Annotated in this window: 14 protein-coding genes; all 14 read left to right on the top strand. The window is 59.8% G+C overall.

Annotation, left to right across the window (positions count from 1 at the left end; all coding sequences use genetic code 11):
- The 14 genes from RN346_RS03455 (at nt 1) to RN346_RS03390 (ending at nt 13849) form a co-directional block, all read left to right on the top strand.
- Complete coding sequence (locus RN346_RS03455) at nt 1-1182, top strand: aminotransferase class V-fold PLP-dependent enzyme (RefSeq protein ID WP_311962121.1); 1182 nt, start codon at nt 1-3, stop codon at nt 1180-1182.
- Nucleotides 1183-1232: 50 nt separating this feature from the next.
- Nucleotides 1233-1559, top strand: a complete 327-nt coding sequence (locus RN346_RS03450; protein WP_263584967.1) for an iron-sulfur cluster assembly accessory protein — start codon at nt 1233-1235, stop codon at nt 1557-1559.
- A gap of 143 nt (nt 1560-1702) precedes the next feature.
- Complete coding sequence (gene ndk / locus RN346_RS03445; RefSeq protein WP_263584968.1) at nt 1703-2128, top strand: nucleoside-diphosphate kinase; 426 nt, start codon at nt 1703-1705, stop codon at nt 2126-2128.
- A gap of 72 nt (nt 2129-2200) precedes the next feature.
- Nucleotides 2201-3385 carry a 23S rRNA (adenine(2503)-C(2))-methyltransferase RlmN gene (gene rlmN, locus RN346_RS03440; RefSeq protein ID WP_263584969.1) on the top strand — a complete coding sequence of 395 codons (1185 nt, stop codon included), beginning with the start codon at nt 2201-2203 and terminating at the stop codon, nt 3383-3385.
- Nucleotides 3386-3538: 153 nt separating this feature from the next.
- Complete coding sequence (gene pilW / locus RN346_RS03435) at nt 3539-4285, top strand: type IV pilus biogenesis/stability protein PilW (protein WP_263584970.1); 747 nt, start codon at nt 3539-3541, stop codon at nt 4283-4285.
- A 28-nt stretch (nt 4286-4313) separates the two neighbouring features.
- Complete coding sequence (locus RN346_RS03430; RefSeq protein ID WP_263584971.1) at nt 4314-5231, top strand: RodZ domain-containing protein; 918 nt, start codon at nt 4314-4316, stop codon at nt 5229-5231.
- 8 nt (nt 5232-5239) lie between these two features.
- Nucleotides 5240-6355 carry a flavodoxin-dependent (E)-4-hydroxy-3-methylbut-2-enyl-diphosphate synthase gene (ispG, locus tag RN346_RS03425; protein WP_263584972.1) on the top strand — a complete coding sequence of 372 codons (1116 nt, stop codon included), beginning with the start codon at nt 5240-5242 and terminating at the stop codon, nt 6353-6355.
- 50 nt (nt 6356-6405) lie between these two features.
- Nucleotides 6406-7701 carry a histidine--tRNA ligase gene (gene hisS / locus RN346_RS03420; protein ID WP_311962119.1) on the top strand — a complete coding sequence of 432 codons (1296 nt, stop codon included), beginning with the start codon at nt 6406-6408 and terminating at the stop codon, nt 7699-7701.
- 68 nt (nt 7702-7769) lie between these two features.
- A complete protein-coding gene (locus RN346_RS03415; protein WP_311962118.1) occupies nt 7770-8426 on the top strand; it encodes a tetratricopeptide repeat protein in 657 nt (218 codons plus the stop codon).
- Entirely contained in the window at nt 8426-9607 is a 1182-nt protein-coding gene (gene bamB / locus RN346_RS03410) for an outer membrane protein assembly factor BamB (RefSeq protein ID WP_311962117.1), read from the top strand. The genes RN346_RS03415 and bamB overlap by 1 nt, the downstream gene beginning before the upstream one ends.
- Nucleotides 9604-11007, top strand: a complete 1404-nt coding sequence (der, locus tag RN346_RS03405) for a ribosome biogenesis GTPase Der (protein WP_263584976.1) — start codon at nt 9604-9606, stop codon at nt 11005-11007. The genes bamB and der overlap by 4 nt, the downstream gene beginning before the upstream one ends.
- 456 nt (nt 11008-11463) lie before the next feature.
- Nucleotides 11464-12519: a DUF262 domain-containing protein gene (locus RN346_RS03400; RefSeq protein ID WP_311962116.1), complete on the top strand. Its 1056-nt coding sequence runs from the start codon at nt 11464-11466 to the stop codon at nt 12517-12519.
- Nucleotides 12520-12524: 5 nt separating this feature from the next.
- A complete protein-coding gene (locus tag RN346_RS03395; RefSeq protein WP_311962115.1) occupies nt 12525-13007 on the top strand; it encodes a HEPN domain-containing protein in 483 nt (160 codons plus the stop codon).
- Between the two features lie 227 nt (nt 13008-13234).
- Entirely contained in the window at nt 13235-13849 is a 615-nt protein-coding gene (locus RN346_RS03390; protein WP_311962114.1) for a hypothetical protein, read from the top strand.
- Nucleotides 13850-13985 lie beyond the last annotated feature (136 nt).

The following is a 13985-nucleotide window of genomic DNA, read 5'->3' as shown; positions in this document are numbered from 1 at the left end:
ATGCCGACAACCTCCGCTCCCCCGCTCCCCGTTTATCTGGACTACGCCGCCACCACGCCGGTGGACGAGCGCGTGGCCGCGGTCATGCAGCGCTATCTGACGGTGGATCAGCTGTTCGCCAACCCGGCCTCGCGTAGCCACATGCTTGGCTGGCAGGCAGAGCAGGCCGTCGAGCAGGCGCGCCGCCAGGTCGCCGATGCGATCAACGCCGACCCGCGGGAAATCGTCTGGACCAGCGGCGCTACCGAAGCCGACAACCTGGCGCTGACCGGCTTCATGCGCGCCAATCGCGAACGCGGCATGCACCTGGTGACCTCCACCATCGAGCACAAGGCAGTGGTGGATACCGCCAGAGCGCTCGAAAGCGAGGGTTTCGAGGTCACCTGGCTCACGCCGGGGCCGGATGGCCGCGTTACCCCCGAGCAGCTTGAAAGCGCGCTTCGCGACGACACCACGCTGGTATCGCTGATGGCGGTCAACAACGAGCTTGGCACCGTCAACGACCTCAAGGCGCTGGCTGACACCGCCCACGGCTTCGGCGCGGCGTTTCACACCGACGCCGCTCAGGCGGTGGGGCGAATCGAGCTTAACGTGGCCGCCCAGCAGGTGGATTTGATGTCGCTATCGGCGCACAAGGCCTACGGGCCGAAGGGAATCGGCGCGCTTTATGTGAAACGCCACCCGGATATTCGTGTCGAAGCCTTGATTCACGGCGGCGGCCACGAACGCGGCATGCGCTCCGGCACCCTCCCCACTCATCAGATTGCGGGCATGGGCGAGGCGTTTGCGCTGATGAACGAGGTCGGCGAGGCTGACCGCGCCCATATCGACGCGCTCAAGGCGCGCTTCATGGCCGGGCTTGCCGATATCGGCGGCGTGCACGTCAACTCGCCAACCAAACATAGCGTGGCGAGCATCGTCAACGTGGCGTTCGAAGGCGTGGACGGCGAGGCGCTGTTAATGGCGCTGCGCGATGTGGCGGTATCGACGGGTTCGGCGTGCAACTCGGCAAGTGTAGAGCCCTCTTATGTGCTGCTGAATATTGGCGTGCCGCGGGCGCTGGCCCACTCGTCGCTGCGTTTTAGCTTTGGGCGCTTTACCACCGAACACGACATCGATCACGCGCTCGGTCTGATGCGTCACGCGCTTGGCGGGCTTCGCACCCCGCAAGCCTCGAACTGATCTTCATCGGACGGCTCTACTCAAGACCGACACTTTCAAGGAGCATGCCAATGGCAACCCTCACGATTACGCCCAACGCCGCCAAACAGATCCGTCACGTGCTGGACGAGCGTGGTCAGGGGCTTGGCCTTCGCGTCGCCGTCAAGCCCAGCGGCTGCTCGGGCTACAGCTACGTGCTGGACTTCGCCGATGAAGCGAAAGCGGACGAAGTCCGTTTTGAAGAGCACGGTGCCTGCGTGTTCGTCGACCCTGAAGCGCTTGCGATGCTCAACGGCAGCGAAGTCGATTACGTCAGCGAAGGGCTCAATCGCTACTTTCGCTTCAACAACCCCAACGTCAAGGACGAGTGCGGCTGCGGCGAGAGCTTCACCGTTTAGCCGAATCGGTATTCATCCCCGGTGGGAGGCGCTATAATCGCGCCCACTTTGCCGGGCGGGCGCCGTACCGGCTTTTGATCACCTTGTGCGCCGCTTCGCAAGAAGCGGCACTTTCTGTTTTAGACCCCCAAAGGAGTTACACCATGGCGACTGAACGCACTCTGTCCATCATCAAGCCCGACGCCGTTGCCAAGAACGCGATCGGCGAGATCATCGCCCGTTTCGAAAAGGCCGGCCTCAAGGTCGTAGCCGCCAAAATGCAGCACCTTAGTGAGGAGAAAGCCGGCGGTTTCTACGCCGAGCACAAGGAGCGCCCGTTCTTCAAGGATCTGGTCGGCTTCATGACCTCCGGGCCGGTCGTGGTACAGGTACTCGAAGGTGAAGGCGCGATCGCCAAAAACCGTGACCTGATGGGCGCGACCAACCCGAAAGAAGCCGAAGCCGGCACCATCCGCGCCGATTTCGCTGAAACCATCGATGCCAACGCCGTTCACGGCTCCGACTCTGCCGAGAGTGCCGAGCGCGAGATCGCCTACTTCTTCGGCAACGACGAGATCTGCCCGCGCTAAGAGCGCCGACTCGAACCGCGTTGCTGGCCATTTTCGCGGGGGCTCGCCCCCGCCCTTTCCAAGCGCTGAGCCATGACCACCACCGTAGCCCAACACACGCCCGAGGCGAACGCCGCCACTCAATCCACGCCAAGCGACTCGACCGCCCCGGCACGGGAAAACCTGCTGGGGCTTTCGCGCGCGCAGATGGAGGCGTTTTTCCTCTCCATCGGCGAGAAGAAATTTCGCGCCGCCCAGCTGATGAAGTGGATTCACCAGGAAGGCATCGATGACTTTTCCGCGATGACCAACCTCTCCAAGGCGCTGCGTGAAAAGCTCGCCAAGGTGGCGGAAATCCGCGGGCCGGCGGTGGTCTACGAAGGCACCTCCTCGGACGGTACCCGCAAGTGGGTACTCGAGGTGGAAGACGGCAGCTACGTGGAAACGGTCTTGATCCCGGCGGAAAACGGCAAGCGGCGCACGCTCTGCGTGTCGTCGCAGGTGGGCTGTTCGCTGGACTGCAGCTTCTGCTCCACGGGCAAGCAGGGCTTTCAGCGCAACCTCACCGCCGCCGAGATCATCGGCCAAGTGTGGGTCGCCCAGAGAAGCGTCGGCCCGCGCCGCGATACCGCCAATCGTCCGGTGACCAACGTGGTCATGATGGGCATGGGCGAGCCGCTTTTGAACTTCGACAACGTCGTGCCGGCGATGAAGCTGATGCTCGACGACAGCGGTTACGGGCTTTCCAAGCGCCGGGTAACGCTCTCGACCTCCGGCGTGGTCCCGATGCTCGACAAACTCGGCGACGAGATCGACGTAAGCCTGGCGATTTCGCTGCACGCAGCGACCGACGAGCTTCGAAACGAACTGGTGCCGATCAACCGCAAGTACAACATCCGCTCGCTTCTGGACGCCTGCCATCGGTATCTCGCCAAGTGCCCGGAGAACCGGCAGGTCACCATCGAGTACACCCTGATCAAGGATGTGAACGATCAGCAGGAGCACGCCGAGCAGCTCGCCGCGCTTTTGAAAGAGCTCGCTTGCAAGATCAACCTGATCCCGTTCAATCCGTTCCCGAATTCCGGCTACGAGAAGCCGTCTCGTAACCAGGTCATGCGCTTTCAGCAGTGGCTTTATGATCTTGGCTACAACGCCACCGTGCGCATGACCCGCGGCGACGACATCGATGCCGCCTGTGGGCAGCTGGTGGGTCGCGTGAAAGACCGCACCAAGCGCAGCGCACGCTACATTCAGTCGGTCCAGCTCGACGCCGACTAACGCGCCTTGACTTCCGTTTCACACAGCGCTTTGATGAACCCTGTTTTAACCCGGCATAATGACGCAATTACTGCCCGGGCCCGGCGAAAGCCGCCGTTTTATCGAGGACCGGCGCCCATGGCGGCGGGTTAATATTCACTCACGAGGGCGACCATGATTGGCTACGGTAGGCGCACCACCTTCCTTCGAGTACCGGCGCTGTCCATTATAATGGGCAGCATGATACTCGCCGGGTGCGCTACGCAAGGCCCCAGCCCCTCGTCGCAAACCGGTCAGGACGCCGCCGACGCTTACAGCCAGCTGGGCGTGGCCTATCTGGAGCGCGGCAACCTGTCCCGGGCGCTCAACGCGCTCGACCGCGCCATCGAAATCGACCCCCGCCACGCCGAGGCGCTTCAAGGCATGGCGCTTGTGTATCAGCAGCAGGGCGAAACTCAGCTGGCCACCCGCTATTTTGAAGAGGCCGTCAGCGCCGCCCCCTCCTTTACTCGCGCGCGTAACAACTACGCGGCGTTCTTGTATCAGCAGGGCCAGTACCGTCAGGCCTGCGAACAGCTGGAAATCGCATCGACCGATGCCCAGTACGCCAACCGCGCCCAGCTTTTCACCAACCTGGGGCAGTGCTACATGGCGCTCGACGATGTCAGCCGCGCGCGCGAGCGCTTCGTGCGCGCCCAGAGTATCGACCCGCGGAGTCCGCGCGGGTATTTGATGTTAGCCGAACTGGAAGTTTCTCAGGGCAATTTCGAGCGCGCCTGGGCGCCGCTGCAAAGTTATCTGCAGCTGGCAGGCCCGGACCGACAGGCGCTGACGTTGGCCGCCTCTGTTGCCCGCGCTCGGGGCGACGAACAGGCCGCCGCCGAGTATCAGCGTCAGTCGATGGCCGCAAGCGCCCCCTGATCACCTAATTATTGAAGGATGCTCAGCCATGAGCGACATGCATTTACACGAGAATACCGCGACCACCACCGCCTCACCCGGCGAGCTCTTGAGCCGTCAGCGTGAACAGCTCGGCGTGGCGCTCTCCGACGCCGCCCGGGCGCTCAATTTGCGCCCGGCCGTGGTCGAAGGCCTGGAGCGCGACCAGTACGACGAAATTCCCGTGGCCGCTTATCGCCGCGGCTATCTGCGCGCCTACGCCAAGTATCTGGGCATGGACGAACACCTGGTGCTCGACGCCTACAAGGCACGCTTTGGCACTGCCGAGGCCGAGCGCAAGGTGGCGCCGGTCACGACCTCGCGCCCGCCTTCACGCGTCGGCGCCTGGCTTTTCAAGCTGGTCACGCTATTGGTGATCGCCGGGTTGATCGGCGTGACGGTGATGTGGTGGCAAAGCCGCGGCGGCAGCGAGCCGCCGAGTATGGGAGCGGCCCCCTCCGCCGAAGAGCAGAGCCAGCTCGACGCCGCCAATCAGAACGCAGCGCTGCCCGATACGCCGGTCTCCGCCCCGGCCCCCTCTGATGCGGCCACCGGCCAGGCCGGTGGCACCGACGTCAACGACAGCGCCGCGCTGGAGGCCGCCGCCGAGCCCGAGCCGGTAGAACTTTCCGAGACCGCCATCGACGCCGCGCTTGCGCTGGTCGAGGCGCAAAACCAGGGCGATGCCAATACGCTCGAGCTGAGCTTCGCCGAGCAGTCCTGGACCGAAATTTTCGATGCCAACAACCAGCGCGTGTTCGTGGGCCTGCAAACGCCGGGCACCACGGCAACGGTTGAAGGCGAGCCGCCTTTTCGACTCACCATTGGTAACGCGACCGGCGTGACGCTTGACTACATGGGCGAATCCGTCGATCTCGCTCAGCGCGCCGGTGCCAATAACGTTGCCCGCTTTACTCTAGGAGAGTGATCCGTCCCATGCACGCCCCTTCTCCAATCAAGCGCCGCCCTTCCCGTCAGATTCACGTCGGCAAGGTCGCGGTCGGCGGCGATGCCCCCATCGCCGTACAGAGCATGACCAACACCAACACGCTGGATGTCGACGCCACCGTCGGCCAGATCCAGCAGTTGGAAAAGGCCGGTGCCGATATCGTGCGCGTCTCGGTGCCGGACATGGACGCCGCCGAGGCGTTCGGGCGCATCAAGCAACGCGTTGACGTGCCGCTGGTCGCGGACATCCACTTCGACTACAAGATCGCGCTGCGCGTGGCCGAACTCGGCGTTGATTGCCTGCGCATCAACCCGGGCAACATTGGCCGCGAGGACCGCGTCAAGGCGGTGGTCAACGCCGCCCGCGATCACGGCATTCCGATTCGCATCGGCGTCAACGCAGGCTCGCTCGAAAAGGATCTGCAGAAGAAGTACGGCGAGCCGACCCCGGCGGCGCTGGTGGAATCCGCCATGCGCCATATCGACTACCTCGACCGGCTCGACTTCCAGGAATTCAAGGTCAGCGTCAAGGCCTCGGACGTGTTCATGGCGGTCGCCGCCTACCGTGATCTCGCCGCGCGCATCGAGCAGCCGCTGCACCTGGGGATCACCGAAGCGGGCGGGCTGCGCTCGGGCACGGTGAAGTCCTCGATCGGCCTCGGGATGCTGTTGATGGACGGCATCGGTGACACCATTCGCGTGTCGCTGGCCGCCGACCCGGTCGAGGAGATCAAGGTCGGTTTCGACATGCTCAAGAGCCTGAAGCTGCGTGCCAAGGGCATCAACTTCATCGCCTGCCCGAGCTGCTCGCGCCAGAACTTCGACGTCATCGACACCATGAACCAGCTCGAAGAGCGTTTGGAAGACGTCATGACGCCGCTCGACGTCTCGGTGATCGGCTGCGTGGTCAACGGCCCGGGCGAAGCCAAGGAGACCGATATCGGCCTGACCGGCGGCTCACCGGCGAATCTGGTCTACATCGACGGCAAGCCCGCGAGCAAGCTTCGCAACGAGCACCTGGTCGACGACCTGGAAGCCCTGATCCGCGAAAAGGTTCGCCTCAAACAGCAGCAGCAAGACGCCGTTATCACCAAGAGCGTATAACGTCGCGCAAGACGGGAAGCCTGGCTTTTCGTGCTTACAAGGAGTTTTCATTGAGCAAGTCCGGTACCAAAAAGATCCAGGCGATCCGCGGGATGAACGATCTACTGCCCAGCGACAGCCCCCGCTGGCAGTTTTTCGAAGCGAAAGTGCGCCAGATCATGCAGCGCTACGCCTTCGATGAAATCCGCATGCCCATCGTCGAGCAAACGGCACTCTTCGCCCGCTCGATTGGCGAAGTGACCGATATCGTCGAAAAAGAGATGTACACCTTCGAGGACCGAAACGGCGATAGCCTGACGCTGCGCCCGGAGGGCACCGCAAGCTGCGTACGCGCGGCCATGGAGCATGGCCTGCTCTACAACCAGACCCAGCGGCTCTGGTACCAGGGGCCGATGTTTCGCCACGAGCGCCCGCAGAAGGGCCGCTACCGCCAGTTCCACCAGGTCGGCGTGGAAGCCTACGGCTTCGAAGGCCCGGACATCGACGCCGAGGTGATTCTGCTCTCGGCCCGGCTCTGGAAGGAGCTGGGGCTTTTCGAGCACGTGACCCTCGAACTCAATTCACTCGGCTCGCTCGAGGCGCGCGCGGCCTATCGCGATACGCTGGTGGCCTACTTCAACGAGCATTTCGAGCTTCTCGACGAGGACTCCGTGCGTCGCCTTGAAAGCAATCCGCTGCGCATTCTGGATTCCAAGAATCCGGCCATGGCCGAGATGCTCGATGCCGCGCCGCAGCTTTTGGATCACCTGGACGAGGCCTCCATCGAGCACTTCGAGTCGCTGAAAGCCATGCTCGACGCCGCCGGTATCGGCTACGTGGTCAACCCGCGCCTCGTTCGTGGGCTCGACTACTACTCGCGCACGGTGTTCGAGTGGACCACCACCGCGCTTGGAAGCCAGGGCACGGTATGCGCCGGCGGGCGCTACGACGGCCTGGTCGAGCAGCTCGGCGGCAAGCCCACCCCGGCGGTGGGCTTCGCCATGGGCATCGAACGGTTGATTCTGCTGCTCGACACCCTCGATCTCGTCCCGGATGAGGCGCTCGGCAAAAGCGAAGTCTACCTGATGGCAATGGACGACACCGCCACCACCGCCGCGCTGACGCTGGCCGAAACGCTCAGAGCCGAGCTTCCCGCGCTGAAGCTGCAGCTACACTGCGGCGGCGGCAGCTTCAAAAGCCGCATGAAGAAGGCCGACAAGAGCGACGCGGCCATCGCCCTGCTACTGGGTGAAGACGAAGTGGCCAACCAGGCGGTCACGCTCAAGTTCTTGCGCGACGATCGCGAGCAGCAAAGCGTCGCGCAGGCAGCGCTTGTTGCAACGCTTGATGAGCTGATCATCCGCTAACCCGATCAATTGTGGCGGTTCCCGAGGCTTGTCCCGGGGCCCGCCATGCCCGAACAAGGAGACCGCCCGTGGCGGAGCTGAGAAGCGAAGAAGAGCAGCTTGATGTGATCAAGCGCTGGTGGAAAGAGAACGGCACCTCGCTGATCGCGGGGGCAGTGATCGCCGCGGCCGGTGTGTTCGGCTGGCACGCCTGGCAAGACTACCAGGAAGGCCAGGCAGCGGCGGCGTCCGTGCGCTACCAGCAGCTTCTGACCATCGCCAACCTGCCAGAGCAAGGCGCCGAGCAGCTCGATAGCGCCAAACAGCTGGTCAATGAGCTCAACGACGACTACGGCAGCACGCTCTACGCCGAGCTCGGTTTGCTGCTCGAAGCGCGCCTGGCGGTGGGTCAGAACGATCTCGATGGCGCCCGGGAGGCGCTCGAGCGCGCCGCCGACGGTGCCTCGCGCGATTACGTTAAGAGCCTGGCCTGGCTTCGCCTGGCGCGTATCGAGATTGCCCAGGGCAACCCGGAGCAGGCGCTAGAGCTTTTGGACGAGCCGATCGTCGACGCCCTGGCCGCTCAGCGGCTCGACGTTCGCGGCGATGCCTACGCCGCCCTTGGCGATCGCGACAACGCGCGCAAGGCGTGGCAAGAGGCGCTGGCCGCCGACGGGCAGAGCCAGTCACTTTACGGCATACAGTTTAAGCTAGACGACCTTGGCGCCGAGGAGGCGACCTCCTAATGACGATCAGCCTTTCCCAACCGTTGATTTCCAAAACGCTGCTGCGCACCGCCCTCGGCGCGGCAGCGTTGGCACTTCTGGCCGGCTGCGCGAGCAAGGGTGAACCCACCAACGCGCCGACCCCGCTGACCAGTTTCAACGAGACCACGACGGTGTCGAACGTGTGGCACCAAAACGTCGGTGACGGCCTGGGCCGCGCCCGCTACCCGATCGCGCCCGCCCGCGAAGGCAATACCGTGTTCGCCGCCGACGCCCAGGGCGTGGTCATGGCGCTGAATGCGACCAACGGCAACCGCCAGTGGCGTATCGAGCTCGACACGCCGCTTTCCAGCGCCCTGAACGCCATTGCCGGCCAGCTCTATCTGGGCACGCGCAACGGCGAAGTGATCTCGATCGATCAAAGCGATGGCAGCATCAACTGGCGCTCGCGGGTTTCCAGCGAAGTGCTGGCCGCCCCCCAAGCTAACCCGCAGCTTCTGATCGTGCAGAGCGTGGACGGCCAGGTCACCGCGCTCGACCGCGCCACCGGCCAGGAGCGCTGGGTCTATACCAGCAACCAGCCGGCGCTGACCCTACGCGGCACCGGCACGCCCATGGTGATCGAGCCGGTCACCTTCGTCGGCTCTGCCAACGGCCGTTTGACGACGCTGGATAACCGCAGCGGCCAGCCGCTTTGGGATCAGCAGATCGCCACGCCCCGCGGGCGCAGCGAAGTCGAGCGGCTGGTCGATCTGGCCGGTCAGCCGGTACTCAGCCAGGACGGCCGCCTGTTCGTGACCAGCTACAACGGCCGCGTCGTGGCGCTCGAGGCCACCCAGGGCGGCGTGCTGTGGGAAACCAATCTCTCAAGCCGTCACACGCCGGTGCTGGTTGGCAATGCTCTGTTCGTCGTCACTGACGACAGCCAGATCGTGGCCCTCGATGCCAACAGCGGCCAGGAGATCTGGCGCAACTCGGCGCTCGAAGATCGTCAGCTGACCGCCCCCGCCTTCGTCGATGGCCGCCTGGCCGTCGGCGATTTCGAAGGCTACGTACACCTGATCGACGCCCGCGAAGGTTCGATCGTTGGCCGCACGCGGGTGCATAAATCCGGTATTACCCTGCGCCCGGTCAGCGAAGGCAGCACCCTCCATGTACAGGCCAACAATGGCCGGCTGCAAACGTTGGAAATCGCTCCATGACACCCGTCATTGCATTGGTCGGTCGGCCCAACGTGGGCAAATCGACCCTGTTCAACCGCCTGACGCGCTCTCGCGACGCGCTGGTGGCCGACTTTCCCGGCCTCACCCGTGATCGCAAGTACGGCAACGGCCTGCTGGGCAACAAGGCCTACACCGTCATCGACACCGGCGGTATCAGCGGTGACGAGGAAGGTATCGACGCGGCGATGGCCGAGCAGTCGCTGGCCGCCATCGACGAAGCCGACATCGTGCTGTTTCTGGTCGACGGCCGCGCCGGGCTCAACGTCGCCGACGAGGCGATCGCCAACCACCTGCGGGTCAATCAGAAAAAGACCTGGCTGGTGGTCAACAAGACCGACGGGCTCGAAGAGCACTCAGCCATGGGCGATTTCTGGGGCTTGGGCATCGGTGATCCCTGGCCGATCGCCGCCGCCCACGGGCGCAACGTCTCGCAGTTGATCGACATCGTGCTCGCGCCGTTTCCCGAGCGCGACGCCGACATTCCCGCCGACACCGGCACCAAGGGCATTCGCATCGGCGTCATCGGTCGACCCAACGTGGGTAAATCCACGCTGGTCAACCGGCTGCTCGGCGAGGAGCGCGTGGTGGTATTCGACGAGGCGGGCACCACGCGTGACGCCATCGAGATTCCCTTCGAGCGTCGCGGCAAGCCCTACGTGCTGGTCGATACGGCCGGCGTGCGGCGGCGCAAGAACGTCAGCGAGATCGCCGAGAAGTTCTCGATCATCAAGACGCTGGACGCGATCAAGGAGTGCCACGTCGCCATCATGGTGCTGGATGCGCGAAGCGGGCTGGTCGAGCAGGACTTGCACCTGTTGGACTACGTGCTGACCACCGGCCGGGCGCTGGTGCTGGCGGTGAACAAGTGGGACGGGCTCGAGCATGAAGCCCGGGAGACGATGCGCAGCCAGATCAAGCGCCGGCTGGGCTTTGCCGACTACGCCGAGATGCACTTCATCTCGGCGCTGCACGGCACCGCCGTGGGCGATCTCTACCCCTCGATCGAGCGCGCGTTCGACGCCGCCAACGCCCACTGGTCGACCAACCGCCTGACCACGCTCTTGCAGGATGCCGTCAGCCAGCACCCGCCGCCCATGATCAACGGCCGGCGCATCAAGCTGCGCATGGCCCACCAGGGCGGCAGCAACCCGCCGATCATCGTGGTCCACGGCAACCAGACGAGCTCGCTACCGGAAGCGTACCGGCGCTACCTGACCAATACCTTCCGCAAGGTACTCAAGGTGCGCGGCACACCGATGCGCTTCGAGTTCCGCTCCGGCGACAACCCGTATGACAATATGGCCGGCGCCAGCGACAAGGAAAAGGCAAAAAAGCGCGAGCTGGGGCGCACGAAAGAGGCACGTCAGAAACGCCGTTAGTCGTAAGTCCAAGCTAATAGAGCGCCCCGCTGAGCATGCTCAGCGGGCGTTTTCAATCTTCGTACTTTTTGAAGCAGTTGACAGAGTGAATTCTATTTTTATACTCGCGCTTTTGAGCATAGTATGGTTGCCGAGCTCTCTTACATAGTCCTACATTCTTTGTGCCTATCTTAATCTAAATTTTGACATTGGCATTGTTCTGATAATCCTGTAATTTCTATAATGAGAGCCAGCTGTATTTTAAATGTAAATAGCAAGCTGCTTTGTTAAAAACCACATTAAAGTGCAAACAAGCTCTTTGACTAAACACATGACACACTAGCATTCAGGAAGAAATATATAGAACCATAAGAATATACCCAAAGCCGAAACACAAAAGAGTTTTAATATTCTCATTAAAATTAATACTCAAAAGCTATATCTCAACCAAAAATCTTAAAAAACAGGACATACAATATGACAGAAGAATGGGATTTCGATCAAACCGAAGAGCTTGAAGAGAATGAGCAGGATGTTATTAATTATCGTATATCATCGTACCCTGCGGATATAACTCTTAAAGGATACGAAGATAAATGGAATAAAAGACAGCTTACCATTCCAGACTTTCAAAGAAACTATGTTTGGGATCAAGTAAAAGCCAGCAAGCTGATCGAATCTTTTTTGTTAGGCTTACCAGTTCCTGGCGTATTTTTATATAAGGATAGATCAACCAACAAACTGGCAGTAATTGATGGGCAGCAAAGAATACTATCTGCGATCCGCTTTTTTAGAAACGAGTTTGATGAAAAAATATTTAGATTGAAAAATGTTCTTCCAAAATGGGAGGGTAAAACTTACCTGGAACTAGATGAACCTGATCGCTTCCAACTTGACGACACTGTTCTAAGAGCTACAGTTGTTCAACAACTAGACCCCGCTGATGACTCGAGCATTTATCATATTTTTGAAAGACTCAATACAGGCGGAATAAACCTTAACCCTATGGAAATAAGGAAGTGTGTATATTATGGAAAAGTTTTCGATAAACTTGAACAACTTAATGAGAACCATAAATGGAGAGCCATAATTGCGAAAGATAAGATTGACAAACGACTAAGAGACGTAGAACTCATCCTTCGAATCCTTGCATTATATGAAGACTGGGAGTCATACTCTAAACCCATGAAAGGTTTCATGAACAGATTCATGGCCTCAAAAAAAAGACTCTCGAGTGACCATCTAGATAGTGAGCTAGACATTCTTACTGAAAAATTTAACTCTACTTGTGATATAATATTAGACCATCTTCCAAATAGACCCTTCCATCTTCGCGGCAGAATAAACTATGCAGCAATGGATTCAATATTTGTTGGAATCATGCGTTTAGAGCGCGTACCTAGCGATATTGATGAAAGATACAATACTTTAGTTAATGATGAAGATTTTATACGACTAGCCTCCATAAGCACTAGTGATGAATCAACTTTGCATGCTCGCTTTTCGAGGGCCTATAGTATTTTATCGGAGTGATCAAAATGACAACAAGACTTCTAAGGACGCGTCTTGCCGTTGACAACTGTCGTTCTCATCTTGAGGAAAGTAATTCATGGGGAACAGAAATAGAAGCCTATTTAACTCAACATATTCTTGTTATTATGTGTGCAGAAATACAACAAGAATTATATTTAATACTTGAGAATAGGGCAGAAGAGGCGTCTGATGAAGAGCTAAAAGCTTTTGCAGTAGCTACAGGAAAAAAAGTTTTACGCAGTGTAGGCAAAACAGAAATTGCCAACTTTGTGGGGAATTTTGGTAGTAGTGCTAAAAACCACTTAAACAGCAACTTAGATGACAGAGAAGTCACCTTATACAGTAATGCTATTTCAAACAGGCACGATGTCGCTCATAGCTCCGGTTCTAATATAACCTTCAGAGAACTTGAAAATATATTAACCCCAGCCTCAAAGTTAATTGATGCAGTAGAGCGAGCTATTTCTACAGCTAGAGAAGCCGCTTAGTTTAATAACAATAAAAACAGACTCATATAGTAGCGGCGCATCTAGTTTAAAAATTATTATGTGCCGCTTTATTGTAGATACTGTTTTCAAAAGTGAGGAATCGTTAACAACTCTCTATGCTTCATGTAAAAAAAGCTTACCTATTGACGTAGCAATTGCTTAAAATCCAAGTATTGAAGTTTCTATCGGCTGTCCCTAACTCATTTGTCATTTACAAGGAGACGTCAATGCTCTATCTCATACACCGCTGGCGCTTGTTAATATTTTTCGGTTTTACCACCCTGCTCGCCAGTTGCATAGCCATGCCGCAAACCGCCTTCAACGCTTTTCGCCTGTCGGTGACCTCGGCCACCGTCGAGAACGTGCGGGTCGGTTCGTTCGATTTGAACCGCGGGCTCGATACCGCAAGCCTTCCCGCCATGCTGGCCTCGAGCGTGCGCTCAGGAAGCCTGCCGATTCAGGCCACCCTCGCACTCGGGTTGGATCTGCCGCGCGGCATGCCGGCGGTGAACATGGCGGGCTTCAACTGGGCCCTCGATATGCCCGGGGCGGACCCGGTCACCGGGCGCTACGGTGAAACCGTGTCGCTGACGCCGGGCGCGGGGCCGAACCTTCGCCTGCCGCTGTCGCTCGACGTGCTCGCCAGCGACCCGCAGCGCCTGCGCCCGATGATCGACATGGCCCGTGAACTGGCTGCCCGCGGCTCGCTGCCCCAGGGAAGCGAGCTTGCGATCACGCCGGGAAGCCTGAGTGGGCTGGGCGTGACGCTGCCCGCCGGGGTACTGACACCGACGCTGCGCTTCAACGTCGGCCCCGACGGTCAGCTCTCTCAAATACGCTAGCTCACGCACGCCAGCGTTGGCGGCGCGGCCCTAAGCGTGCAGTCTGGCGAATTCGCCGCCCGCATTTGCCCGATCGCTGCGTTATGATAAAACTACTCGAAACGGGTCGTTTTGAAACGGATCATTCACCTTCATA

The organism is Halomonas sp. PAMB 3232 (assembly GCF_031954225.1).
In the GTDB taxonomy this organism is placed as follows: domain Bacteria; phylum Pseudomonadota; class Gammaproteobacteria; order Pseudomonadales; family Halomonadaceae; genus Vreelandella.
The sequence above is the reverse complement of the archived record's forward strand: the minus strand, read 5'-3'. Positions and strand labels throughout refer to the sequence as shown.